Here is a 24312-nt window from a genome sequence, read left to right as displayed (position 1 = left end):
GGCGCAGATCCATGCGGAAAGGAAATAGTATAAGAATTTCGCCGGACTTTTTGCCTGATCGGGCGCCGTTTGACTGGCATCAAGCGGCGCGGCGCGGACTCGCATCAGGTCAGCGACAGTCTCCGGGTTGGCGCGGCCACGCCGGGAACGGCATGCAGTTTGAAGATGCTGACGGCGTCGGCCAGGCTGGCAGCCTGTTGCTGCAGCGCGTCCGCGGCGGCAGCGGCCTGCTCCACCAGCGCCGCATTCTGCTGCGTCACGCCATCCATCTGGCTGATGGCGATGCTGATCTGCTCGATGCCGTCGCGCTGTTCCACGCTGGCCACGGCGATCTCGCCGATGATGGCGTTCACGCGCTGCACGCTGCTGACCACGTCATCCATCGTGCGCCCCGCCTGGCCGGCCAGCACGCTGCCCTCTTCCACCGTGCGCACGGATTCGCCGATCAGCTGCTTGATTTCCATGGCCGCCGCGGCCGACCTGTGCGCCAGGCTGCGCACTTCGGTGGCCACGACGGCAAAGCCGCGTCCCTGCTCGCCCGCGCGCGCCGCTTCCACGGCCGCATTCAGCGCCAGGATATTTGTCTGGAAGGCAATGCCGTCGATGACGGCGATAATATCGACGATACGCTTTGACGACGCATTGATATGGCTCATGGTCCGCACCACCTGCGCCACGGCCTCGCCACCCCGCTGCGCCACGTCGGACGCACCGCCGGCCAGCTGGCGCGCCTGGTCCGCGTTGTCGTTATTCTGGCGCACGGTGGAAGTCATCTCGATCATCGAGGCGGCCGTTTCTTCCAGCGAGCTGGCCTGCTCCTCCGTGCGCGAAGACAGGTCCATGTTACCGCTGGCAATTTCACCCGACGCCGTGGCGATGGCGTCCGTGCCGGCCCGCACCCGTCCCACGATGTCGGCCAGATTGCCGCTCATCGCCTTCAAGGCACGCAGCAGGTCGCCGATTTCATCGCGGCCGCTGTCGGCCACTACGGCGCGCAAATCGCCGGCCGCCACTTGCTGGGCGATGCCGACGGCTGCACCCAGCGGCACCGTGATGCTGCGGATCAGCCACCATACGGTGGCAGTACCGACAACCAGGGTCACCAGCACGGTGGCAAGCATGGCGATGCTGGCGCTGCGGTGCGCGGCGGCGTCCTGTTCCTTCATCTGCGCCATCAGGCCGTGCGACTGTTTGCCGATGGCCGCGACGATAGCATCGATCTGGCGCGTCGGTTCACGATCGATCCCCTTGACCAGCGCATCGACGGCCTGCGCGCTGTCGGCGCGCGCGCCGTCATATTTTTGCAGCGCCGCCAGGTAGCTCACGCCCAGCGCATCGTGCGCCTGCATGGCTTGCGCCACGGGCGCCGTATCGAGTTTCAACGCGGCCATCATGGCTTGCAGGCCGGCCAGTTCCTTGCGCGTCTGCGCACCGCTGGCGACAAACGCTTCGCGGTAGCGCTGGAAGGCGGCCGCATCGCCGCCGCGCAGCAGGATGTTTTTCCATTCCTGCACCTGGATCTTGAATTCCACTTGCGCGCTGCGCGCCGCGTCGACCGCTTCCGTCAGGGCCACGGAGCGTTGCATGGCGTCCGCGCTGCGCGCACTGGCGGCGTCGAGCGCGCTCCAGCCGCGCGCGCCAACGAATACCAACGCTAGAAAGAAAAAGGCGCCCAACAGACCCAGGCGGACGGAGATTTTCAGATTCGCAAGTTGCATGTATTTCTCCCGGCGGCAAGAACAGGATGGCAACAACAGCGCCGCCAAAAACTATCCAATTCTCACCAATTGAGAGAATCATGCAGCGTGCTCCGTGAAAAACCAAGTGACGCTTTCGCTAGAGAAACACTTTCAGCATAGAAACAACAAATTACATATGAAAGTTGACTGTCTGGCCATATTGCCGGGCTCACAGCATGGTCGGGCCGGCAATCTTGCCGGCCCATCAGCGCGCAGCTGCAGCCGCTCCCGCAAACTCTTCGCGCAGCAGCGGATACAAACGCCGGTAGCGCGCCAGGCGCTCATCGAGCACGCCAGAGTCCTGCGGCACCACCGTTTCCTGCACGGGCGGACGCGTGCACACCTGCGCAGGCGGCAAGCCCGTCACCGCCATCTGCGCCAGGCGCGCCGCGCCCAGGGTGCCGCCAGCCACGCCGTGGTCGTGGCGCAACACGTTCAAGCCCGAGGCATTCGCGCACAGCTGGGCCCAGAAGCGGCTGCGCGAACCGCCGCCCACGAACGACGCTTCCGTCAAGCGCGTGCCGGCGCTGCGCAGGGCCGCATTGCCGTCTGCCATGGCAAAGGCCACGCCTTCCATCACGCTGTAGGCCAGTTCCGCGCGCCCGTGTTCCGTCGACAAACCGAAAAACACGCCGCGCGCGGTGGCGTCGTTATGCGGCGTGCGCTCGCCGCTCAGATATGGCAGGAACAATGGCGCCTTGCGCGCCTCCACGCCTTCGGCCAGCGCCACCAGGGCACCAATATCGTGGGACTGCGTCAACTGCGCCACCCAGCTCAGGCTGGACGCGGCACTGAGGATCACGCTCATCTGGTGCCAGCGTTCGGGCAGGCAATGGCAGAACGCGTGCACGCCCTGGCCCGGATTAGGCGCATAGCCATCGCTGCCGGCGAACAGCACGCCCGACGTGCCCAGCGACAGCAGGCCGGCGCCCGGTTCCACCACGCCCAGGCCCACGGCGGCGGCGGCATTATCGCCCGCGCCACCGGCCAGTAGCACCGCGTGCGCGATGCCCCATTCCTGACACAGGGCCGGGCGTATCTGCGCGGCGGCGTGGCTGCCCTCCACCAGGCGCGGCATGTGTTCGCGCCCCAGGCCGGTCGCCGCCAACATGCGCTCGGACCAGTCGCGTTTGGCCACGTCCAGCCACAGGGTGCCGGAAGCGTCGGACATGTCGGAGACGCAGTCGCCCGTCAGGCGCAGCGCCACGTAATCCTTGGGCAGCAGGACCGTGGCCGTGGCGCGGAACAGCGACGCTTCGTATTTTTGCAACCACAGCAGCTTGGGCGCCGTGAAGCCGGGCATGGCCTGGTTGCCCGTAATAGCGCGCGACTCGGGCACCAGCGCTTCCAGTTCCACGCATTCGGCAAAGGCGCGTGTATCGTTCCACAAAATGGCCGCGCGCAGCACGTGCTGCTGCTTGTCGAGCAGCGTGGCGCCGTGCATCTGGCCCGACAGCGCGATGCCGCGCAAGCCGGAAAACGCCACCGGCTGGGCGCTGCGGATGGCCGCGATCACGTCCAGCGTGGCGTGCCACCAGTCTTCCGGATTTTGCTCCGACCAGCCGGGATGGGGGCTGGACACGCGCAGGGTCACGCCGCTGCTGGCCAGGATAGTTTGCGCGTCGTCGGTCAGGATGGCCTTGACTTCGGAGGTGCCGATATCGATACCGAGATATGTCACGATGGTTCCATGTATAAAAGTGGGTAAAGCCGGACGTCAGGGGAACGACTCGGGCATGTTCATGTGCAGGCAGGAGCGGAATTTCGACGGCGACATCTGCTTGTGGGCCAGGAACTGGCGGTTGAAATTGGACAGATTGTTAAACCCCGTGCGGTAGCAGATATCGGTGACCTTCATGTCGGTATTCATCAGCAGTTCGCAGGCCAGCGCGATGCGCTCCTGGTTTACGTAATGGATGAAGGAGGTGCCCGTATGCTTGCGGAAGAAACGCGTGAACTTGAGCGTGTTCATCTCCGCCACGTCGGCCACGTCCTGCTCACAAAAATCGAGCGTGATGTTTTGCTTGATATACGCCAGCACCAGGTTGATGGTCGACGACATGTAGCGCCCCGCCTGCGCCAGATAGGTGACGCTGGCCAGCGGACGCCGTTCGCGGCAGTCGCACAGGTCGCCGAACAGGCGCGCGAACAATTCCACCCTGCGCGGGCCCTGCGCCGTCGTCAGTTCCGCCATTAGCGGCGCCAGGCGCAAGCCCAACGCGTCGGGAAACTGCAAGCCCCTGCCCGCCTCGCCCAGCAGGGTTTTCAGGGGCGCCATTTCCGGAAACAGCAGCGCGCAGCGTTCAATGAAGTCGCTGGAAAACTGCAGCACAAGGTCGCGCGCGGGCAGGCTCACGCCTTCAGCCAACTCGCTGACCCAGTTGTGCGGCAGGTTCGGTCCCGTCAGCACCAGATTGCCCGGCGCGTAGCTGCCGATATGGTCGCCGACAAAGAACTTGCCGGTCGAGGTGGTAATAATATGCAGCTCGTACTCGGGATGGAAATGCCATTTCGCCACCACGTGCGGATAGCCGTGCGCCCACGCGCGAAACGATTCGTGTATCGGTTTGTGGATCAGTTCCAGGTCAGGCGTCACGGCAGTTCCCTTGCACAGTCTCGGTCACCTATTCTAACGACTTCAGTCGAGGGCCAGTGCCAGTTCAGTTTCGGCGTCGAACAGATGGATGTGTTCTTCGTCGAAGGCCAGCGCCAGCATCTGCCCCACCTGCGCCCCGCTGTTGGCGGCATTCGCCGGCAGCAGGGCCGACAGGGTCAGTGCGCCGCACTGAAAGCTGATCAGCGCTTCCGCGCCCAGCAATTCCACCAGGTCGATCACGCACGCCAGGCCATGCACTCCGCCGCTGCCGGGCTGCTGATCCTGCGGCGTGGCGGCACGCAAATGATTCGGCCGCAAGCCGAACACCACCCGCGTGCCCGGCTTGAGCGCCGCGAAGCGGGGCGAGGTCAATGGCCAGCGGTAGCTGGAGCAAATGAGCAGGGTGCGCTCGCCATCCTTCTCGATCACGCCGTCGATGAAGTTCATCGCCGGCGTGCCGATGAAGCCAGCCGCGAACAGGGTGCGCGGATGGTTGTACAACTGGGCCGGCGTGCCGATCTGCTCGATATGCCCGCCCTTCATCAGCACCACGCGGTCGGCCAGAGTCATCGCTTCAAGCTGGTCGTGCGTCACGTACAGGGTGGTGGTGCGCAGGCGGCGGTGCAATCGCTTGATGTCGGCGCGCAGCTGCGCGCGCAACTTGGCGTCCAGATTCGACAGCGGTTCATCGAACAGGAATACCTGCGGCGTCTTGATCATGGCGCGCGCAATCGCCGTGCGCTGCTGCTGGCCGCCCGACATGGCGCGCGGCTTGCGGTCGAGCAGGCTGTCCAGGCTGAGGATGGCCGCCACTTCGCGCACGCGGCGCTCGATCTCGTCGGCCGGCACCTTCAGGCGGCGCAGGCCGAAGGCGATATTGTCGTACACCGTCATATGCGGATACAGCGCGTAGTTCTGGAACACCATCGCCACATTGCGTTCGCGCGGCGGCAAGTCATTGACGACGACGCCGCCGATCAGCAGCTCGCCGCCGCTGATGTCTTCCAATCCCGCGATCATGCGCAGCAAGGTGGATTTGCCGCAGCCCGATGGCCCCAGCAGGACGATGAATTCGCCGTCATCGATTTCCAGATCGAACGGCTGCAGCACGGCCGTCTTCTCGTCATACGTCTTGTGCAACTGCCTGCAAGCGATATTTGCCATGATTAGTCTCCTGCCATTTCAATTTGTATCTTGACATCGCGCGGGTGGCCCTTGGCCGCTTCCTCGAACGCCTGCACGCCGTCGGCAAAGCCGAAGGTGCGCGAAATGAAGGGCTTCACGTCGATCTTGCCCGAGGCCAGCAGCGCGATGGCGCGCGGGAAGATATTCGCGTAGCGGAACACCGACTCGATGCGCACCTCCTTGGCCTGGATGGCAACGATATCGAAAGGGACGTTCTCGGGCGGCATGCCGACCAGCACCAGGCAGCCGTTGGGACACAGCAGGTCAACGATGTTGTCATAGGCGCGCATGCTGCCGCTGGCCTCGAAAACGATGTCGGCGCCCCAGCCATCGGTGGCCTCGCGCACCGTGTCGGCCAGGCTGGCATGGCGCACGTCGACCGTGGTCACGGCGGGATTACCGGCGAACAGGGCCAGTTTTTCCGGCACCAGGTCGGCCAGGATCACGCGCGAACAGCCGCCCGCCAGCGCCGCCAGGGCATTCATCGCGCCAATGGTGCCGGCGCCGATCACCACGGCCACGTCGCCCGGCTTGATGGCCGCCTTCTTGGCCGCCTGCAGGCCGATGGCCAGCGGCTCGACAATGGCGCCTTCGCCGAAACTGACGTTGTCGGGCAGCTTGAAGGTAAACGAAGCGGGGTGCACCACGTATGGCGTGAGGCAGCCATGGATGGGCGGCGTGGCCCAAAAGCGCACAGCCGGGTCCAGGTTGTAGAGGCCGCGCATGGTGGCCGGCGAATCGAACTGCGGCACGCCCGGTTCCATGCAGACGCGGTCGCCCACTTTCAGATGTGTGACTTCCGCGCCCACTTCGGCCACCACGCCCGACGCCTCGTGGCCCAGCACCATCGGCGCTTCGACCAGGAAGGGGCCGATCTTGCCGTGCTTGAAGTAGTGCACGTCGCTACCACAGATGCCCACCGTGTGCACCTTGATCTTGACGTCGCGCGCGCCGACGATGAGCGGCATGTCGATGTCGCGCAAGGTGATTTTTTCAGCCTGTTCCAAAACGAGTGCTTGCATGATGATGTCCTTTTTATTTGTGTTTGAGCATGGAGTTGAGCAGCCGTCCCAGGATGCCGACGAACAGCAGCGGCGGTAGCGCCAGCAGCACGGTGGACGCGTTCACCACGCCCCACGGCACTTCCTGCCCCATCGAGGTAAAGGCCGACGCCACCACCGGCAGGGTCATGCTTTTCGACGAGGTGAGCGCCAGCGCGATCATCAGTTCATTCCAGACCAGCACGAAGCTGAAAACGATGCCGCCCATCAGGGTCTTCGAGGCCACCGGCAGGGCCACGTACCAGAACACCTGGTAAGGGCCGTAGCCATCCAGGGCCGCCGCTTCCTCGATCTCTTTCGGGATGCGGGCAAAGGCGGGAATCGACAGCCAGATGATGGTTGACAGGGTCACCAGCAGATACGTCACCACCATCGACAGGCGCGAGTCGTACAGGCCCAGGTCGATCCAGATCGAGATCAGCGGAATGGCCACGGCCACTGGCGGCAGGAAGCGCAAGGAGAGCAGGAAGAACTGGATATCCTTCTTGGCCGGGATCGGATAACGGGCGATCGCGTACGCGGCCGGCACGCCCAGCACAGCGCCGGCAAGCACGGCCAAGCCAACGATGGCCACGCTGTTGCCCAGGCCCGTCAGCACCTCGGGACTGGCCAGCACCTGCTTGTAATTGGCGAGTGTCGGGCTGAAGAAAAAGCGCGGCACGGGCGTGACGATATCCATCAACTCCTTGAAGGAATTGAGCACGGCCCACAGGATGGGAAACAGCGCCACCAGCACAATCAGCGTGGTGACGGCGGTGGTGGTGACGGCGCCAAGGCTGCGCGCGATAGTCAGTTTTCCCATTTGGCGACTCGCTTCCAGAGTAAGGTGAAGATGACTGTCGTGGCCAGCATCATCAGCACGGCCATGCTGGACGCATACGAGACCTTGCCCATCAGGCCGATGCCTTGCGCATATGCATACATGTCCAGCGTTTCGGTGGCGATGCCGGGGCCGCCCTTGGTCATCACGTAGATCAGGTCAAATGAGCGCAGCGATTCCACCATCTTGATGAACACCAGGCTCATGATGGGCACCTTCAGCATCGGCAGCGCGATATACGCATACACTTGCAGGGTGCCGGCGTAATCTAGGCGGGCCGCTTCCAGCGGCTCGGTGGGCAGGGTCTCCAGCAGCTTCAGGATGACGGCGCCGAAAAACAGGCCCCATTGCCAGATGTCGACCAGCGCCACCGCATACAGTGCCGTGGCGGGATCGGACAGCAGCGCGCTGCCGCCCAGCCCCACGATCTCCAGCAGCCAGTTGAGGATGCCCATCAGAGGCGAATACATGAACTTCCAGATGAAGGCGGCCGACACGCGCGGCAGCAGCACCGGCACGATCAGCAGCAGCGCGAGAAGATCGCGGGTGCGGCCCTTGACCTTCTCGAACAGGAACACGGCCAGCAGCACGCCGACGATCAGCGAGCCGGCCACGGTGACGACTTCCCAGATGGCCGACACCTGCACGGCATTGAGAAAGCGGCGGTCACCGAACAGGCGCAGAAAATTGGCAAAGCCCACGTACTCGCTGTCGCTGTAGCGCAGCACGCGGTTTTGCAGGGCCAGGTTGATGGCGGCGATACTGGGCACCATGCCCAGTATCAGCAGGACCAGCAGCGGCAGCGTCAGGAACACGGCCGGCAGCCATGTATGGCGTTTTTTACGGATGGTATGCGGCATAGAAGTAGACTCTCGCAACGAACTTTCAGACACAGGGAAGCTGGCCGCCGCCTTTACGGGCGGCGGCAAAACGGCATGCCGATTACTTTCTCTTTTGCGCGCGCTGCATCACTTCTGTGGCGTACTCGTTGGCTTCGTCGAGGGCGCTCTGCACGTCGCCGCGCGTGCCCGTAAACACTTCTTCCAGCACCACGCCCAGGTTGTCGCCGATGTCCGGCCACTCGGGGCTGGGCCAGATGGTGACGCGCGAGACGGGCGTGGTGTCCGTCAGGCCCGCCTGGATCTGCGGCTTGACGTGCTTGCGAAAGTACTCGCTGGCGATGGTGCTGCTGCGGTTGTAGTCGCTGAAGACATTGTCCTTCAAGCGCGCCTGCTCCTGCTCCTTGCCCGTGGCCCAGGCGATGAACTTGCCGGCCGCTTGGCGCGTGCATTCATCCTTCGCGCCCGTGGCGGAGATGGCCAGGCCGTGGCCGTAGGCGGCCGATGGCAGCGGCGATGGCGGACGCACATAGCCCACCTTGTCCACCACCGAGGATTTTTTCGGGTCTTCCATCCAGTCGGCGAACGGCGTCGATTCGATCATGAAGGCCACCTTGCCGGACCTGAACGCTTCGAGCGCATTGCTCCAGTCGTAGGTGGCGCCGCCCGGCGGCGAATACTTGAACAGTTCGCGGTACAAGGTAGTCGCCTTGACGGCCTGCGGCGAATTGAAGGTGGGCACGCCATCCTTTTCCCACTTGCCGCCGGCGGCCAGCATAAACGGCGCCCAGCGCCAGACATTCATGCCCGAGCCGCGCTGACCGCGCGCCGCCCAGCCGTAGACATGCGGCGGATTATTCAGTTTCTTCACGGCGGCGACAAGTTCGTCGAGCGTCTTCGGCACGGCGATGCCGGCCTTTTCCAGCAAGTCGCGTCGATAGAACAGGAAATCGCTGCCGCCGATCAGGGGCGCGAAATAGGCCACGCCCTTGTACGAAGCGACTGCGCGGCGGCCCGGCAGGAAGTCCTCGTAGTCGGCCTCCTTGGGCAGGTATTTGAGCAGTGGGACGACCCAGCCGGCCGTGGCGAATTCGGCCACGTTGGCTTCGTCGATGTAATAGATCTGGTAGGAGCCGGCCCTGGTGGAAGCATCGAGCCTGGCCTTGGAGCGGCGGTCGTTTTCGCCGAAATAACTGATCTGGACCTTGGTGCCGCTTTTCTTTTCATACTCGGCCAGGGTCTTTTCCATCACCGTCAAACCCAGGCTTTTTTGCGCCAGCACCTTGAGCACGGGCACCGAGCAATTTTGCGCCGATGCCGACGGCATCGACAGGCAGGCGGCGGACATGACGCCGCCCCATGCAATAGCAGTAACGATTTTCATCACGAGTCTCCATTTTTATAGTCCGGCGTTCTGCCACCGGTAGTCCAACTATAAAAACAAAGCCGCCGCGTCACCACTACAAAAGACACGGCTTTCTAAATACTTTTTTTCATTTTTTCAATACGGATTTGCCGTTTCAGTGCTGGCGAAAATCCTTGCGATAGATATTCGTCTCCTTGCCCGCCGGCGGCAGCCGCGAGAAGCGCTCGAAGCGCAAGCCGAGTTTATTGAGCAAATTGATCGACGCCTGGTTCTGCGGCGAGGTGATGCCGTACAGGGTAGGGATACCCAGTACGTGCCGGGCATGCTGCACCACGGCGGCGGCGGCCTCGTAGGCATAGCCCTGGCCCCAGTATGCGGGCAGCATGGCGTAGCCGATGTCGGGGCCGGGCAGGCTGTCGCGGCGTATCATGCCGCCCATGCCCATGCCGGCGCCGTCGCTGCGGCGTTCGATGATGTAAAAGGAATAGCCATGCTCGCGCTGCTGCGCCATTGGACCGGCTTCCAGCGCCGCGCGCGCCGATTCCAGGGTATGGATGTTGCGGTCGCCGATGTTGGCGATCCATGACGGTTCATTCACCAGTGCCAGGTAGAACGGTGCATCGTCCAAGGTGGCGGTGCGCAGGCGCAAGCGGGGCGTCTCGATGACAATCATCGACTCTGTCATGGCAGCGCTCATGCCGGCCACTGCATCGGATCGGTCAGCAGCTGGTACATCACGTAGGCATCGACGTAGCCCAGGTGCGCGTGGCGGTACGCCAGCGGCAGGGTGCCGATGATGGAAAAGCCCAGCTTTTTCCACAGGGTGACGGCGGCCAGGTTGGTGCTGACGACGAAGTTGAACTGCATCGCCAGAAAGCCGGCGCGGCGCGCCTCTTCCATGCAGTGCACGCCAAGCAGGCGGCCCACGCCCACGCCCTGCGCGGCCGGATCGACCATGAACGAGGCATTGGCCACGTGCGCGCCATGGCCCGGCTGGTTCGCGATCAGCTTGTACATGCCCAGCAGGCGCTCATTGCCCATCGTCGCCACGCAACTGCGCACGCCGGGACCGAACCAGTAAGCGTGGCAGTCTTCGCGCGTGGTCGCGGCAGGCAAGGTGTAGGTGTCGCCGCTGGCGACGAGCACCTGGAAAATCTGCCACATGTCTTCGAAGTCGGATTCCTGGGCGGGGCGGATGTCAATTTCTTTCAAGGGCAACTCCGGCTGAAATGAGTAAATGGCAAAATCCGATTGTCGGGGATTTGCACAAGGGCGTCCAGTGGCGCGCGCGCCGCGCCGTCAGCGCCCCAGGCGGAAATCGACGCTCTCGGGACGGCCCGGCAGCGACAGACGGGCGCTGGCGCGCGGCGCTACACTGACCACCTTCCCGCGCCGCAGCACCAGGCGCCGCGCCGCGCGCAGTCGTAGCGCCTCCACCGTGGAAGCGCAATCGAGGATCAGCAAGTCCGCATGGCAACCGGGCGCGATGCCATAGCCGTCCAGGCCCAAGATGCGCGCCGGCGTTTCCGTCACGGCCAGGAAGCAGTCGTGCATGGCTTGCTGGCCCGTCATCTGCGCCACGTGCAAACCCATGTGCGCCACTTCCAGCATGTCGCCTGAACCGAGGCTGTACCACGGGTCCATCACGCAGTCGTGGCCAAAGGCGACGGGAATGCCGGCGGCCAGCATCTCGGGCACGCGCGTCATGCCGCGCCGCTTCGGATACGTATCGTGGCGCGCCTGCAGGGTGATGTTGATGAGGGGGTTGGCAATCGCCGCCACGCCCGCTTCGCGCATCAGGGGCAAGAGCTTGCTCACATAATAATTGTCCATCGAATGCATGGACGTCAGGTGCGAGCCCGTCACCCGGCCCTGCATGCCAAGACGCTGGCTGTGGAAGGCCAGGGTTTCGATGTGGCGCGACAGCGGGTCATCCGATTCGTCGCAATGCATGTCCACCATCAGGCCACGCTCGCAGGCGAATTCACACAGCAGGCGCACGGATTCGGCGCCGTCGGCCATGGTGCGTTCAAAATGCGGGATGCCGCCCACCACGTCCACGCCCATGGCAATCGCCCGCTTCAGGTTATCGAAGGCACCGGGACTGCGCAGGATGCCGTCCTGCGGAAAGGCCACCAGCTGCAAATCGAGGTAGGGCGCCACCTGGCGCTTGACGTCGAGCAGCGCTTCCACGGCCAGCAGGCGCGGGTCGCAGATATCCACATGCGAGCGGATGGCCAGCAGTCCCCGCGCCACGGCCCAGTCGCAATACTGCAGGGCGCGTCGCACCAGGGCGTCCTGCGTCAGCTGCGGCTTCAGCTCGCCCCACAAGGCGATACCTTCCAGCAAAGTGCCGGAGGCGTTCATGCGCGGCAAGCCATAGCTGAGCGTGGCGTCCATGTGGAAGTGCGCATCGACAAACGGCGGCGTGACGAGGTCGCCTGCGGCATCGATCTCCTGCGCGCCCTGCACGGGCAAGGCGGGGCCGACGGCGGCAATCCGGCCGTCCTCGATGGCGATGTCGATGGCACGGCGCCCATCGGGCAGGCTGGCATTGCGGATGACAAGGTCCATGCGGACGCTCCTTCGGTTGACTACGGCGCCTGATGCGTCCAGTTAATTGCCACTTTTTACACTTTTCGGGATGCTGCAGTGCACGAATGCAGTCACTGGCAAAAGCATAGCCATAGATTCGTTGACAACACCTTGCGCGTGCGCAAACTTCCCCCAAATGCTGCCGGGCGCATGAATAGGGCAAGCATGCGCCGTACGGGCTGAATAAAATAACTTTCAACTAACTCGAATCACCGCTAGAATATTCATATTGCGTTGCATCATAATCAGGCTCTGATCAGTTACTCAGCACGCTACCCACTTTACAAAACGCGGCCAACTCTGGTTTTCGGGATTTTGCAGAGCGTTTTGCCAGCATTTTAATCCGTACAAGGAGTAAATATGTTTCCGATTCCCGAACAAATTTCCAGCGCCGCCAAATCGCAACTGGAAAGCCAGCTGCAAATCTTCAGCACCCTGACCAGCAAAGTCTTCGAAAGCGCCGAAAAAATCATCGCCCTGAACCTGAACGCAGGCAAGGCTGCCCTGTCGCACACGGCGGAAACGGCACAGCACCTGCTGGCAACGCAGGATCCGCGCGACTTCTTCAGCTACAGCACCAGCCAGGCGCAGCCGAATATCGAAAGCCTGCTGGCGTACAGCCGCCAGCTGTTCGGCATCGCCTCGATCACCCAGGCTGAATTGCTGGCCTCGGCCAAGGCCCGCGTCGATGCCGCCGCACCTGCTGCCGTCCCCGCCCCGGCAGCGGCCAAGCCGGCGCTGGCCGTCGTCGCGCCTGCACCCAAGCCGGCCGCCGCACCGGCACCGTCGCCAGTGGCAGCAGCACCTGTGCCCGCCGCCAAGCCTGCGCCAGCCAACCCGGTCGAAGTGGCCAAGCCTGCCGCCAAAGCCCCACCCGCGCCCGCCACTGTTGCTGCGCCAGCAGCCAAGCTAGCGGCAGCGCCCGCCAAGGTTGCCGATAAGATTGCCGACAAGGTTGCCGACAAGCCCGCCGTGAAAGCAGTCGAAGCCAAGCCAGCGGCCAAGCCTGAAGCGGTCAAGCCAGCACCTGCCACCGCCGCTGCTCCAGCGAAAGCCGCCGCACCAGCACCCGTCAAGCCTGCCGCCAAGCCATTTCCTTCCAGCAAGCCAGTCGCCAAACCGGCCGGCGCCGCCGGCAAGACCGTGGCCAAGGTTGCCGTGAAGCACACCCCTGCGCCAGCCGCCAAGCCGGCAGCCAAAGTGGCGCCCAAGGGCACGCCATCGAAACAGCTCGACATGCTGGGTGGCGGCAAAGGCAGCGGCCGCAAGTAAGCATCGCGCAGCAAGCTGGCGCAGCAACACAACGGGCTACGGCCCGTTTTTTTGCGTCCCCCTCCACAGCGCAGTTTTCCGCCTTGTTGTATCCTACGCGTACTTTCCGTCCGCGTGCCCGTCCTTCCGCCCCGCGACACCCCAATACTAAAAACAAAAGGTAACCATGAGTTTATCGAGGCTCATCGCCGGCTTCGTGCGTCAGCATAGTCCGGCGTATGCCGCTGCCGCCGTCATGCTGACAGGCGTGGCAGCACTGACCGTCTGGATCCCGCGCCGCGTGGGCGCCATCATCGACGCGCTGGCAGCGCACCGCATGACGGCTGCCGAACTGTGGCTTGAGCTGCTGACCCTGCTCGCCGTCGGCGTCGTCATCTACTTCCTGCGCGTGGGCTGGCGCATCACCTTGTTCAAGGCCGCTTACCAGTTGGGCGTGATGCTGCGCACGCGCTTCTACACGCGCATGTCGCAGCAGGGCGCCGCGTTTTACCAGAACCAGCGCACGGGCGACCTGATGGCGCTGGCAACGAACGACATCGACGCCATCGAAATGGCCGCCGGCGAAGCCATGCTGGCCGGCTTCGACGGCACCTTGACCTTGCTGATGGTGCTGGGCATCATGCTGCTGGGCGTGGATTGGCGCCTGGCTTGCATCGCCCTCTTGCCCTTCCCGCTGATGGGACTGGCCTTTTGGCGCATTTCCAGCCATATCCATACGGCGTCGACGGATTCATTGAATCGCTTTTCCGCGCTGAACGACCATGTACAGGAATCGCTGTCGGGCGTGCGCACCCTGCGCGCGTTGGGCTTGGAAGAGCGCAGCAGCGCCCAGTTTTCCACCCTGGCCGGCCATGCGGCTAACGCCAGCCTGACGGCGCAGCGCTGGGAAGCGGCGTATGAACCGGCCGTCGGCCTGACCCTGACGGCCGCCACGGCGCTGACCCTGGGCCTGGGTGGCTACCTGGTGTGGCACGATCAATTGACCATCGGCGCGCTGACGAGCTTTTCCATGTACCTGGGCCAGCTGATCTGGCCCATGTTCGCCGCCGGCTGGGTACTCTCGCTGATCGAACGGGGCCGCGCCGCCTGGCAGCGCTTGCAGCCGATGCTGGACGCGCCGCTGGCCATCGACGACCATGGCAGCATCGCCACGCTCACGCCCGGCCCCCTGCAATTGCAGGATATCGGCTTTGCCTACGCGGGCCAGACGGCGCCCGCCTTGTCGCATATTTCGCTGCGCTTGCAGCCGGGCCAGACCCTGGGCCTGGTCGGCCCCACGGGCAGCGGCAAGTCGACCCTGCTGCGCGTGCTGCTGCGCCAGGTCACGCCGCAAGCGGGCACGGCCACGTGGAATGGCCACGCGCTCGACGCCTACACCCTGCATGCGCTGCGCGCGGCCATCAGCTGGGTGCCGCAGGAATCGTTCCTGTTCTCCGCCACCATTGCCGACAATATCGCCCTTGCCCGTCCCGGCGCCACGCGCGAGGAAGTGGAACGGGCGGCGCAGCTGGCCGACATCCACGCCGATATCTTGCAATTCCCCGACGGCTATCAAACCCACGTGGGCGAAAAAGGCATTACCCTGTCGGGCGGCCAGCGCCAGCGCGTGGCGATTGCCCGGGCTCTCCTGGCCGACAACGGTTTGCTGCTGCTCGACGATGCCTTATCCGCCGTCGACACGGGCACGGAAACGCGCATCCTGCAGCACCTGGAAGAACTACGCCGCAAGCGTCCCGAGCGCAGCGCCATCATCGCCAGCCACCGTCTGAGCGCCGTCGTCAACGCGGACCTGATCCTGGTGCTGCGCGACGGCCACGTGAAAGAAACGGGCAACCACGACGCGCTGATGCAGCGCGACGGCTGGTACGCCAGCCAGTGGCGCTATCAACAACTGGAGGCCAGCCTCGATGCCATCTAAGACCATCCAAACGGACAGCGCCACGCCATCCGTGCGGCGCCAGGCCGCGCAAGCGATCGGCCTGCTGCGCCGCGCCGCCGCGCCCGACCTGCGCCATTTGTACTGGGCCACGTTCTGGCTGATCCTCGCCGCCGCCCTCGAAGTGACGGGCCCGATCCTGGGCAAGGCCCTGATCGACCAGCACCTGCTGCCGCGCCACCTGGACTGGACGCGCATGTCGCTGCTGCTGGGCGGCTGCCTGCTCACGGGCTGGGTCGCTTCCGGCCTGCGCTACCTGCAGCTGGTGCGTCTGTCCGGCCTGGCCATGCGCTCGGTGCAGCGCCTGCGCGAAACCGTCTACCAGCACGTGCTGCGCCTGCCCATGGCGTTCTTTGACCGCGCCATCACGGGGCAGTTGGTCAGCCGCGTCACCAATGACACGGAAGCGGTGAAATCCCTGTACGTGCAAGTGCTGTTCGTCATCCTCGACAGCTCCATCGTGCTGGTCGGCACCATGGCCGCCATGGCTTTCCTCGACTGGCGTTTGATGCTGATCGTGCTGGCCCTGCTGCCGGCCGTGCTGGTCATCGTCTTCCTATACCAGCGCTGGAGCGCGCCGGCCGTCACGCGCGCGCGTGCCCTGCGCAGCGAAATCAATGGGCAAATCGCCGAATCGATCGGCGGCATGAGCGTGCTGCAGGCGAATAACGCGGAAAAGCGCTTCGGCGCGCGCTTCACGGGCATCAACCAGGACCACTACACAGCGCGCATGCAGGAGTTGCGCGCCAACGCCTGGCTGCTGCGTCCCGCGCTCGACATGCTCAACATCGTGCTGCTGGCCGTCGTCATTTTCAGCTTCGGCCGGCGCGACATGGGCGCCGTGGAAGTGGGCGTGCTGTATGCGTTCATCAGCTACATCGCGCGCGTGATCGAGCCGCTGATCCAGATTACCATGCAATTCAGCCAGCTACAGCAGTCGGTGGTGGCGACGGCGCGCGTCTCGGCCCTGCTGGACGAAGCGCAGGCGCTGGAACACGCGCAGGGAAGGCAAACAAGGGCAACACCGGCCCTGCGGCATGCGCAAGCGGACATTGACCTGCCCGCCGTGGATATCAAGAACCTGACCTTCGCCTACGTGGAAAACCAGCCCGTGCTGCACGACCTGTCGCTGACCATCCCGCAAGGTGCCTTCTTTGGCATCGTCGGCCACACGGGCAGCGGCAAGTCGACTTTGCTCTCCTTGCTGCTGCGCTTTTATCCCGTCGAGCAGGGCAGCATCGCCATCAATGGCGTCGCCCTCGACAGCATCGACAACGAGCATTTCCGCGCCGACGTGGGCCTGGTGCCGCAAGATCCTTTTCTGCTGGCCGCCTCGGCGCGCGAAAACATCGACATGGGCCGCGGCTACACGCAGCAGCAGATCGAGACGGCAGCGCGCGCCGCGCATGCGCACGACTTCATCGCCGCGCTGGAACACGGCTACGACACGCCGCTGGGCGAAGGCGGCTCGCGCCTGTCGTCGGGACAAAAGCAGCTGATTGCGATTGCCCGCGCGCTGGCCGGCCAGCCGCGCATTTTGCTGCTCGACGAAGCGACCTCGCGCATCGATAGCCAGACGGAGCAGATCGTGCAGCTGGCCCTCAACGAATTGCGCGGCAAGGTCACCATCATCGCCATCGCCCACCGCCTGTCAACCATCCGCGATGCCGAGCGGATCATCGTGCTCAACCATGGCCGCATCACGGAGGCGGGACCGCACGAGGAACTGATGCAGATCGAGGGCGGTTTGTACCAGCGCCTGTACCTGCTGCAGCAATTGGCGGTGTAAGCCAGGCGGCGCCGTTGCGCATCCACTGGGACTGCGTGGCGGCGGGCATGCCCGTGCCGGCGGCGACAGACCCCGCCGTGTCGTTGACGGAACTGATGCGCAAAGCCGGCTTGAGCGAACATGAATTCGCCAAACTGCAAGAGGCCCAGGCCAATTCAGACGGACTGGTCAAGACTGAGGTGATCGAGATGCACGCCGTCAAAGGTTTGTTCGACGACGGCAGCGGCAGGTTTAGCAAGACGGGGCCGCCCGACCTGGAAATGGCCAGCAAGATCATGCACGATGCCGAATACCACCGCAACAAGGGCAAGATCAGGCAGCCGGTGGGAATTTCTCACGCTGCTCGATCAATGCACGAGCGCGGCCGTGCAGACGGCGAGGGAAATCAAGACCTTGGTCGGCGCATCGGTGGAGCGGGTCGACGCCGGCAGCAAGCTGGTCGACGAAGCCGGCCGCACCATGACGCTGGTGGTGGATTCGATCAAGAAAGTGGCTGCCATCATGGGCGAGATCACCAGCGCCAGCCACGAGCAAAGCGCCGGCATCAGCGAGGTCAACCAGGCCATCACGCAAATGGACGACATCACGCAACAGAACGCTGCCCTGGTGGAGCAGGCGGCGGCCGCCGAGAGCCTGCAAGAGCAGGCCCAGGCCTTGATCAAGGCTGTCGCCATCTTCTGTCTGAGGGATGCGCCATCGGACCGGACGGTCCTCGCCCTGCACTGAAGCGGCCTTTTCCGACACCTACGCGTCCACTTTCACAAAAATCTACGCGCGCCATGATATTTCTTGATTGCAACAGAATATAATCTTTGCAAATCAAGTCGGTCATTGCGGAGGCGGCACGTTGGCAGGTAAAGAGAAACTGGCATCACGGCGAGGGGCACACTGGCTGCTGGCTTTGGCCTGCCTGCTGCCCTTGCTCGCCTGCGCTCAGGATGACTTGGAGCAGCAACTCTTCGCCGTGCGCGAGGATGGCCGCTTCATGCCCGCGCGCGCGCTCGAGCGCCTGCAAGAGGTGGAAACGCGGGCGCGCAGCGCACCCCTGCCAGTGCGCGCGGAATTCCTTACCCAACTGAGCACCGTCCGCATGCGCCTGGGGCAGAACGATCTCGCCATGCAGCTGGCCGACGAATTGATCACTTACGCCCGCCTGCACAAGAGCGACGTGGCGTTGGCGAAAGGCATGCTCAGCAAGGCTTACATCACGTTTGCCAGGAACGAACGCCGCGCCTCGCACCTGCTGGCCTTCGAAGCGGAAAAGATCGCCAACCGCACGGACGACCTGCCCGTGCGCGTGCAGGCCACCATCAGCGCGGGACAGTCGTTGGCCGAGGAAGGCAATTTCCCGTTCGCGCTGGCCAAGCTGCAGGCGGCCGTGGATCTGGCGCGCCAGAGCAATTCCCCCTCCAGCCTGGCCGCCGCCCTGAATGCCCTCACCCTGCTGCACACGCAGATGCGCGAATACGACAAGGGCTTCGAAGTGCTCGATGAGCTGCTCGCCGTCTCGGCCACCCTGGCCTCACCGGGCCGCATGGCGCAGGCGAAGAATACGGAATACGGGCTGGCGCTCGACGCGCAACAGCCGCAGCGGGGCCAGCGCGCCCTGCTGGCCGCCCTGGCGCTGGAACGCCAGTTGGGCGCGCGCGGCATGGTGGCCGTTACGCTCGTCAATCTGTCGGACAGCTATCTGAAGGAAAACGACTATGCGCGTGCCTTGCGCTATGCGCATGAAGCCATCACGGCGGGGCGCCTGGTCAACAATGAACAGGTGGAGGCGACGGCGCGCCTGAACATCGGCCAGGCGCTGATCGGCCAGGGACATCTGCAGGAAGGCAAGCAAAGCGTGGCCACGGGCCTGGCCTACTACGAGCGCACGGCCAACCAGCCGGACATGCAGGCCGTGCTGCTGGAGTACGGCATGGCGCTGGAAAAGGCGGGGGACATGCGCGGCGCCGTCACGGCATACCACCGCGAGCGGGGCATTTCCAACCAGCTGTTCGAGAAGCAGCGGCAAAAGGCCGTGTATGAATTACAGGAGAAGTATGCGGCGGAGAAGAAGCAGCGCCAGATCGAGCTGCTGAGCCGCGAAAATCAGCTCAAGAGCACGGAAATCGACAACCGCCGCCTGCAGCAGCGCGTGTGGTGGTTGCTGGCGCTGGTGCTGGCCATGGCGTCCGTCATCGTCGGCTTGCTGTACCGCAAAGTGCACCACGCGAACGTGCAGCTGAAAGTCAAGAACCAGGAACTCAAGCGCCAGAGCTCGCGCGACCCGCTGACGGCCCTGTACAACCGCCGCCATTTCCAGGAATTCATGCGCAGCCATGCGGGCAAGCCGCTACCGGCCTACGCCGGCGCCGATGTCGTGGGCGCGCTGTTCCTGCTCGATGTCGACCATTTCAAGCACATCAACGACCGTTACGGCCATGCGGCGGGCGACCTGGTGCTGACGACGATCGCCGAAACGCTGCACGACGTGTTGCGCGAAACGGACATGATCGTGCGCTGGGGCGGCGAGGAATTCCTCGCCTTCCTGCCTGCCGTCGCGCGCGACGGACTCGACGATATCGCGCGGCGCATCCTCAACGGCATCGCCGCGCAAGACGTCCATTACCAGGGGCAAGCTATCCAGGTGCACGTTTCCGTGGGCTTTGCGCCCTATCCGCTGGCGCCGCAGGGACGGCCGCTCACGTGGGAACGCAGCGTCAACCTGATCGACATGGCGTTGTACCTAGCCAAGGCGCACGGGCGCAACCGGGCGTATGGCTTGCGCGGTTTTCAGCAGGTGGAAAGAACTACGCTGGAAGCGGTGGAGCAAGACCTGGAACGCGCATGGCGCGACGGCTTTGTCGATTTGAGCGTGGTGCTGGGGGGAACGAACGTTACTGACGGTGCGGATACAGCGAGTGCGGCGCATCGCAGGCAGGCTGACGCCAGCGATGGCGTCGCTGCAGCTGCCATCATTTGACGGCAGCTGCGGGCGCCGGGCCGACAGCGGTCGGCCCTGGCGCGCTTATTACGAGGATTACTTGTGCGCGGCGTCCTGCATCTTTTCGCCGGCTTTTTCCACTTTCTTGCCGACCGCATCGGCCGCTTCGCTCATTTTCTTGTCGGCGTCAGCGGCGACCTGGTCCATCTTGGCGCCCGTATCGGCAGCGGCCTGGCTCACGGCAGCGTCAGCTTTGCTAGCGGCGGCCTTGATGTCGGCTTCAGCCTTGGCAGCGGCCGCATCGATCTTCTGACCCGCTTGTTCCGCAGGACCGGCAGCAACATCGTCCTTCTTCTGGCAGGCAGCCAGTGCCACAACCATCATCCCGGCGGCGCACACGGTCATCCAATTTTTGCTTACTTTCATGATATTCCCTTTCATTATTATCAAAAGACACAAATCAGTTCGCAATATACACCTGCCTAAAATTTTCTAGCGTGCGCTAACGCACATAAAAACAGGCTTTTATGGCGTAGTTGTAAGCAATGGTATCTTGATATTTTTCAGCCATGTTTTCCCAGCGCGGTATGGGGGGCATGATAGCCATCCGTCAAGGTATGCAGGAAGGCAATCACGTCGGCGATTTCCCTTTCGTTCAGGGCGGGCGCCTGGCCCGGCTGGCGGTCGAACGGCGCCTCCTGGTTCACGTTGGCGTCCAGGCCGGGCGGCAGATCGTTGTATTTGTGCACCTTGCCACTCTTATCTTTCGGATACCATTTTTGTGGCGCCGTGTCGCGCTGTACGTAAAAACGCAACACCTGCTCCAGGCTGTCAAAGCTGCCGTTGTGGAAAAACACCTTGCGCAGGGCGACGTTGCGCAGGGACGGCGTCTTGAAACTGCCGCAGTATTCCTTGTGCTCCATCAAGTCGGTGCGATCCGGACCGCACAATCCCAGGTCAAAGAACGCCGGGTCGGCATTCGCCGGCAGTTTGGCATTGCGCGGCACGCCGATATTGATCAAGCCGTAGTCGGTAAATTGTGGAAAGGCGCCGCCGGGCGAGATCCGGCTGATATGGCAGGACGCGCAATTGCCCTTCGCTTCAGCGTTGAACAGGGCCAGGCCGCGCGCTTCCTGCGGCGTCAAGCTGGCCTGCTTGCGCAGGAAGGCGTCGTACTTGCTGGTGTACGGATAGAAGTCCAACGGACTTTCCTGGAACACTTCCAGCGACATCAGCGCCCAGCGCAACGCCTGGCCAGGCTGTTCGAAGATATCCGCGCCATACGTCTGGCGGAACTGCGCCGCCAGGGGGCCGGCCCGTAACTTGGCGACGACGGCGGCCGCGTCGCGGTTGCCCATCTCGCGCGGTGACAGCAAGGGCGCCAGCGCCTGTTCGTGGCCGGACTGGGCGCGGCCATCCCAGTTGTGCCCGCCCGTCGGACCCGCGTCGACGCTGTCGTCGCCATCGTCATCATGAAAATGTTCGGTAAATGCGGGCGCGTTCTGGAGGTAGCGCAGCGAGGGCGCGGCACGCGTGCCCGCGTCCTTCAACTCCGGGCCGCCCAGCTGCACCGCCAGCGCGTTCGGCGGACCATACGCGTGTTCCGGACTGTGGCAGCTGGCGCAGGCCAGCTTGCCCGACACGGACAGGCTGGGTTCAAAAAACATGGCGCGGCCCATGGCCGTCATTGCCGCCACCGAAGGCTGGCGTTTCAGGGTGGGCGTGTAGGCCCCGGCAAGGTAGGCGGGCGCGGACGCGGCCTGTTCGTCTTTCGGCGGCGCTGGCTGGCAGGCGGAAAGCACACAGGTCGCGCTTATTGCAGCCAGCAGCAGAGAGGGTATCGGTTTCATCATGGGCTGGCAGCGTAGCAACGGCATGTGACAACTGCGTGACAAGTCCCTGCAAAACCTAATGTATCAAGTCCGTACATTACGTCATGTAACAGGCGCTGACATGTCACAGAGCTGACATATTGCCTGCCTAGCATGCGACGTTTTCCATCCAGAAGGCACGAACATGAACTTGCACGCCAAAACCGCTTTACGCCCCTCTTTACGTCCCCTGCCCTTGCTGCTGTCGCTGGGCCTGGCCGCCTGCGGCAGCGACTACGCGATCACGCCCGGCACCACCGGCCAGGTGATCGGCAGCTACTATGAGAACGCCCAGGTGTGCCTGGAAAGCAGCATCGCCAAGCTGACCTGCGACAGCGGCTCGGCCGCCGTACGCACGGCGGCCGACGGCAGCTATACGCTCGATGGACAAGGCGCCGTGTTGGTGACCATCGGCACGGATGCCATCCGCCATGAAACCATCGGCGACGCAGGCAGCAAGGTCACGCAAAAACTGCTGCTGCGCGCACCCGCCGGGCACAGCGCCTTCGTCAGCGCCCTGTCGACGGAACTGGCGCAAATCATGGACGGCAACGGCAGCGACTTTACGGCCGCCAGCAGCAAGCTGGCCGCGCGCCTGGGCGTGTCCGAAGCGGGCCTGGCGTCCGACTTCAACAAGGCCAGCGGCGACGAACTGGCGAAACTGAAGGCGGAAAACGCCAGCGTGACGGCCTTGATCGCCAGCGCCAGCACACAGGCGGCGCCCGCCGACGCGCTGGCCGCCCTGAACGGCGCACTGGCGCTGAACAACATCCAGACCATCGTCGTCATCTACGCGGAAAACCGCGGTTTCGACAATCTGTACGGCCTGTTCCCGAGCGCCAACGGCGTGCCGGGCGTCAACCCCACCTCCAGCGCCGCCTACGTGCCGCAAAAAGACATCGACGGCAGCACCCTGCCCGTGCTGCCGCCGACCTGGGGCGGCATGACGGCGGCTGGCCAGAGCACCGTCATCACCCAGGCGCAATCGGCCAACCTGCCGAACAAACCATTCCAGATCGATGACGCCAGCAGCCCCCTGTACCTGCCGCAATCGGTGATCACGCGCGACCTGGTGCACCGTTTCTACAACAACCAGATGCAGATCAACGGTGGCGCCAACGACAAGTTCGCGGCCTATTCCGATGCGGGCGGCCTGTCCATGGGCTATTACGACGGCAGCAAGATGCAGCTGTGGGACATCGCCAAACAATATGCGCTGGCCGACAATCTGTTCATCGGCGCCTTCGGCGGCTCCTTCCTCACGCACCAGTACCTGATCTGCGCCTGCGCGCCCACCTATCCGAACGCCGACACCTCGGTAGCCAAGGGCTCGATTGCCAAGATCGACGTCGATGCCAACGGTAACTTCGTGCGCCTGACACCATCCGCCACGGCCCCCAACACGGTCCTGAACGGCGCGCCCGCCTATGCCAACGACGGCGCGCTGACGCCGGCCGACAGCACGGGCATGTTCTACGCCGTCAATACCATGCAGCCGCCGTTCCAGCCCAGCAGCAACGCCCCCGCGTCCGGCGACAGCAGCAAGCTGTATGCGGACACGGGCAAAGCCAACACCCTGCCGCAGCAGACGCAGACGAATATCGGCGACTTGCTCTCTGGCAAGAACATCGACTGGGCCTGGTATGCGGGCGCCTGGAAGGATACGACGGCCCTGGCCACGGCCAGCGCGCGCGCCGGCAGCTTCCCGAATCCGCCGAACTTCCAGTTCCATCACCAGCCGTTCAATTACTTTGCCAATATGGACCCGGTGAAGGCGCCCGCCTACCGCGCCGCCCACCTGCGCGACTTCGACAGCCAGTTCCTCAGCGACGCGGGCGCCGGCAAGCTGCCGCCCGTGGCCTTCTACAAGCCGCAGGGCAATTTGAACCAGCATGCGGGCTACGCCAGCGTGGCCGACGGCGACGCGCATATCGCCAGCGTCATCGCCCAGCTGAAAAAGAGTCCGCAGTGGAAAAACATGCTGGTCATCGTCACCTACGATGAAAACGGCGGCTTCTACGACCACGCCGCGCCGCCGAAGGGTGACCGCTGGGGTCCGGGCACGCGCGTGCCCGCCATCCTCGTCTCGCCGTACGTGAAAAAGGGCTTGGTTGACCATACGCAATACGATTCGGCCTCGATCCTGCGCGCCATCACGCACCGCTTTGCCCTGCCCGTGCTCGACGGTTTGACGCTACGCGACAAGGCACTGGTGGCCAACGGCGGCAAGCCGATGGGCGACTTCAGCGCGGCGCTTGCGCTGGTGCCGCAAGAGTAAGCGTCGGTTCAAACGGCAATACGACGCCCGCCCGGC

General features: G+C 63.9%; 18 protein-coding genes and 1 pseudogene. 6 read left to right on the top strand and 13 right to left on the bottom strand.

The annotated features are described in order from the left end of the window. Window positions 1–104: 104 nt before the first annotated feature. From ACP7DE_RS07360 to ACP7DE_RS07310, 11 genes and pseudogenes are all read right to left on the bottom strand, one after another. Complete coding sequence (locus ACP7DE_RS07360; protein ID WP_426071490.1) at window positions 105–1718, bottom strand: methyl-accepting chemotaxis protein; 1614 nt, start codon at window positions 1716–1718, stop codon at window positions 105–107. A gap of 226 nt (window positions 1719–1944) precedes the next feature. Next, window positions 1945–3420: a xylulokinase gene (gene xylB, locus ACP7DE_RS07355; protein ID WP_426071489.1), complete on the bottom strand. Its 1476-nt coding sequence runs from the start codon at window positions 3418–3420 to the stop codon at window positions 1945–1947. Between the two features lie 36 nt (window positions 3421–3456). Further along, window positions 3457–4335 carry an AraC family transcriptional regulator gene (locus ACP7DE_RS07350; RefSeq protein ID WP_426071488.1) on the bottom strand — a complete coding sequence of 293 codons (879 nt, stop codon included), beginning with the start codon at window positions 4333–4335 and terminating at the stop codon, window positions 3457–3459. Between the two features lie 66 nt (window positions 4336–4401). After that, window positions 4402–5499, bottom strand: a pseudogene (locus tag ACP7DE_RS07345) (ABC transporter ATP-binding protein); the annotation flags it as partial. 2 nt (window positions 5500–5501) lie between these two features. Next, window positions 5502–6542, bottom strand: coding sequence for an NAD(P)-dependent alcohol dehydrogenase (locus ACP7DE_RS07340; protein WP_426071487.1), 1041 nt, complete (start codon window positions 6540–6542; stop codon window positions 5502–5504). A 13-nt stretch (window positions 6543–6555) separates the two neighbouring features. Beyond that, on the bottom strand, window positions 6556–7383 hold the full coding sequence (locus ACP7DE_RS07335; RefSeq protein ID WP_426071486.1) for a carbohydrate ABC transporter permease: 828 nt from the start codon (window positions 7381–7383) through the stop codon (window positions 6556–6558). Further along, complete coding sequence (locus tag ACP7DE_RS07330; RefSeq protein ID WP_426071485.1) at window positions 7371–8261, bottom strand: carbohydrate ABC transporter permease; 891 nt, start codon at window positions 8259–8261, stop codon at window positions 7371–7373. The genes ACP7DE_RS07335 and ACP7DE_RS07330 overlap by 13 nt, the downstream gene beginning before the upstream one ends. An 82-nt stretch (window positions 8262–8343) precedes the next feature. Beyond that, window positions 8344–9624: an ABC transporter substrate-binding protein gene (locus ACP7DE_RS07325; protein ID WP_426071484.1), complete on the bottom strand. Its 1281-nt coding sequence runs from the start codon at window positions 9622–9624 to the stop codon at window positions 8344–8346. Between the two features lie 136 nt (window positions 9625–9760). After that, window positions 9761–10291, bottom strand: a complete 531-nt coding sequence (locus ACP7DE_RS07320) for a GNAT family N-acetyltransferase (protein ID WP_426071483.1) — start codon at window positions 10289–10291, stop codon at window positions 9761–9763. 8 nt (window positions 10292–10299) lie between these two features. Beyond that, entirely contained in the window at window positions 10300–10818 is a 519-nt protein-coding gene (locus ACP7DE_RS07315; protein WP_426071482.1) for a GNAT family N-acetyltransferase, read from the bottom strand. An 87-nt stretch (window positions 10819–10905) separates the two neighbouring features. Further along, window positions 10906–12180 (bottom strand): amidohydrolase family protein, encoded by a 1275-nt coding sequence (locus ACP7DE_RS07310; protein ID WP_426071481.1) that lies wholly within the window; start codon window positions 12178–12180, stop codon window positions 10906–10908. Window positions 12181–12561: 381 nt separating this feature from the next. Here ACP7DE_RS07310 and ACP7DE_RS07305 point away from each other — a divergent pair, with 381 nt between their 5' ends. The 5 genes from ACP7DE_RS07305 to ACP7DE_RS07285 all read left to right on the top strand — a co-directional run bounded on the left by ACP7DE_RS07305 (window position 12562) and on the right by ACP7DE_RS07285 (window position 20166). Then, complete coding sequence (locus ACP7DE_RS07305; RefSeq protein ID WP_426071480.1) at window positions 12562–13473, top strand: phasin family protein; 912 nt, start codon at window positions 12562–12564, stop codon at window positions 13471–13473. Between the two features lie 166 nt (window positions 13474–13639). After that, window positions 13640–15391, top strand: coding sequence for an ATP-binding cassette domain-containing protein (locus ACP7DE_RS07300; protein ID WP_426071479.1), 1752 nt, complete (start codon window positions 13640–13642; stop codon window positions 15389–15391). Next, on the top strand, window positions 15381–17198 hold the full coding sequence (locus ACP7DE_RS07295; protein WP_426071478.1) for an ABC transporter ATP-binding protein: 1818 nt from the start codon (window positions 15381–15383) through the stop codon (window positions 17196–17198). Before ACP7DE_RS07300 ends, ACP7DE_RS07295 begins: the two co-directional genes overlap by 11 nt. A 282-nt stretch (window positions 17199–17480) precedes the next feature. Continuing rightward, window positions 17481–17924: a methyl-accepting chemotaxis protein gene (locus ACP7DE_RS07290; RefSeq protein ID WP_426071477.1), complete on the top strand. Its 444-nt coding sequence runs from the start codon at window positions 17481–17483 to the stop codon at window positions 17922–17924. A gap of 217 nt (window positions 17925–18141) precedes the next feature. Beyond that, window positions 18142–20166 carry a diguanylate cyclase gene (locus tag ACP7DE_RS07285; RefSeq protein WP_426071476.1) on the top strand — a complete coding sequence of 675 codons (2025 nt, stop codon included), beginning with the start codon at window positions 18142–18144 and terminating at the stop codon, window positions 20164–20166. Window positions 20167–20223: 57 nt separating this feature from the next. On the opposite strand, the gene ACP7DE_RS07280 is transcribed toward ACP7DE_RS07285, so the two are convergent. Together ACP7DE_RS07280 and ACP7DE_RS07275 are read right to left on the bottom strand one after the other, a co-directional pair. Next, window positions 20224–20553 (bottom strand): hypothetical protein, encoded by a 330-nt coding sequence (locus ACP7DE_RS07280; protein ID WP_426071475.1) that lies wholly within the window; start codon window positions 20551–20553, stop codon window positions 20224–20226. 137 nt (window positions 20554–20690) lie between these two features. Continuing rightward, window positions 20691–21977 (bottom strand): cytochrome-c peroxidase, encoded by a 1287-nt coding sequence (locus ACP7DE_RS07275; protein WP_426071767.1) that lies wholly within the window; start codon window positions 21975–21977, stop codon window positions 20691–20693. 166 nt (window positions 21978–22143) lie between these two features. On the opposite strand from ACP7DE_RS07275, the gene acpA reads away from it, so the two are divergent. Then, window positions 22144–24276, top strand: coding sequence for an acid phosphatase (gene acpA, locus ACP7DE_RS07270; protein ID WP_426071474.1), 2133 nt, complete (start codon window positions 22144–22146; stop codon window positions 24274–24276). The last annotated feature ends 36 nt before the right edge of the window (window positions 24277–24312 follow it).

The sequence above is a fragment of the Janthinobacterium sp. DSP2-3-3 genome (assembly GCF_049897325.1).
Taxonomy (GTDB): domain Bacteria; phylum Pseudomonadota; class Gammaproteobacteria; order Burkholderiales; family Burkholderiaceae_D; genus Janthinobacterium.
The sequence above is the reverse complement of the archived record's forward strand: the minus strand, read 5'-3'. Positions and strand labels throughout refer to the sequence as shown.

Coding starts and splice junctions, on each gene's coding strand:
- ACP7DE_RS07360 (WP_426071490.1), bottom strand. CDS start 1,718: ATGCAACTTGCGAATCTGAAAATCTCCGTCCGCCTGGGTCTGTTGGGC.
- ACP7DE_RS07340 (WP_426071487.1), bottom strand. CDS start 6,542: ATGCAAGCACTCGTTTTGGAACAGGCTGAAAAAATCACCTTGCGCGAC.
- ACP7DE_RS07335 (WP_426071486.1), bottom strand. CDS start 7,383: ATGGGAAAACTGACTATCGCGCGCAGCCTTGGCGCCGTCACCACCACC.
- ACP7DE_RS07330 (WP_426071485.1), bottom strand. CDS start 8,261: ATGCCGCATACCATCCGTAAAAAACGCCATACATGGCTGCCGGCCGTG.
- ACP7DE_RS07325 (WP_426071484.1), bottom strand. CDS start 9,624: ATGAAAATCGTTACTGCTATTGCATGGGGCGGCGTCATGTCCGCCGCC.
- ACP7DE_RS07320 (WP_426071483.1), bottom strand. CDS start 10,291: ATGACAGAGTCGATGATTGTCATCGAGACGCCCCGCTTGCGCCTGCGC.
- ACP7DE_RS07310 (WP_426071481.1), bottom strand. CDS start 12,180: ATGGACCTTGTCATCCGCAATGCCAGCCTGCCCGATGGGCGCCGTGCC.
- ACP7DE_RS07305 (WP_426071480.1), top strand. CDS start 12,562: ATGTTTCCGATTCCCGAACAAATTTCCAGCGCCGCCAAATCGCAACTG.
- ACP7DE_RS07300 (WP_426071479.1), top strand. CDS start 13,640: ATGAGTTTATCGAGGCTCATCGCCGGCTTCGTGCGTCAGCATAGTCCG.
- ACP7DE_RS07295 (WP_426071478.1), top strand. CDS start 15,381: ATGCCATCTAAGACCATCCAAACGGACAGCGCCACGCCATCCGTGCGG.
- ACP7DE_RS07290 (WP_426071477.1), top strand. CDS start 17,481: ATGCCGAATACCACCGCAACAAGGGCAAGATCAGGCAGCCGGTGGGAA.
- ACP7DE_RS07280 (WP_426071475.1), bottom strand. CDS start 20,553: ATGAAAGTAAGCAAAAATTGGATGACCGTGTGCGCCGCCGGGATGATG.
- ACP7DE_RS07275 (WP_426071767.1), bottom strand. CDS start 21,977: ATGAAACCGATACCCTCTCTGCTGCTGGCTGCAATAAGCGCGACCTGT.
- acpA (WP_426071474.1), top strand. CDS start 22,144: ATGAACTTGCACGCCAAAACCGCTTTACGCCCCTCTTTACGTCCCCTG.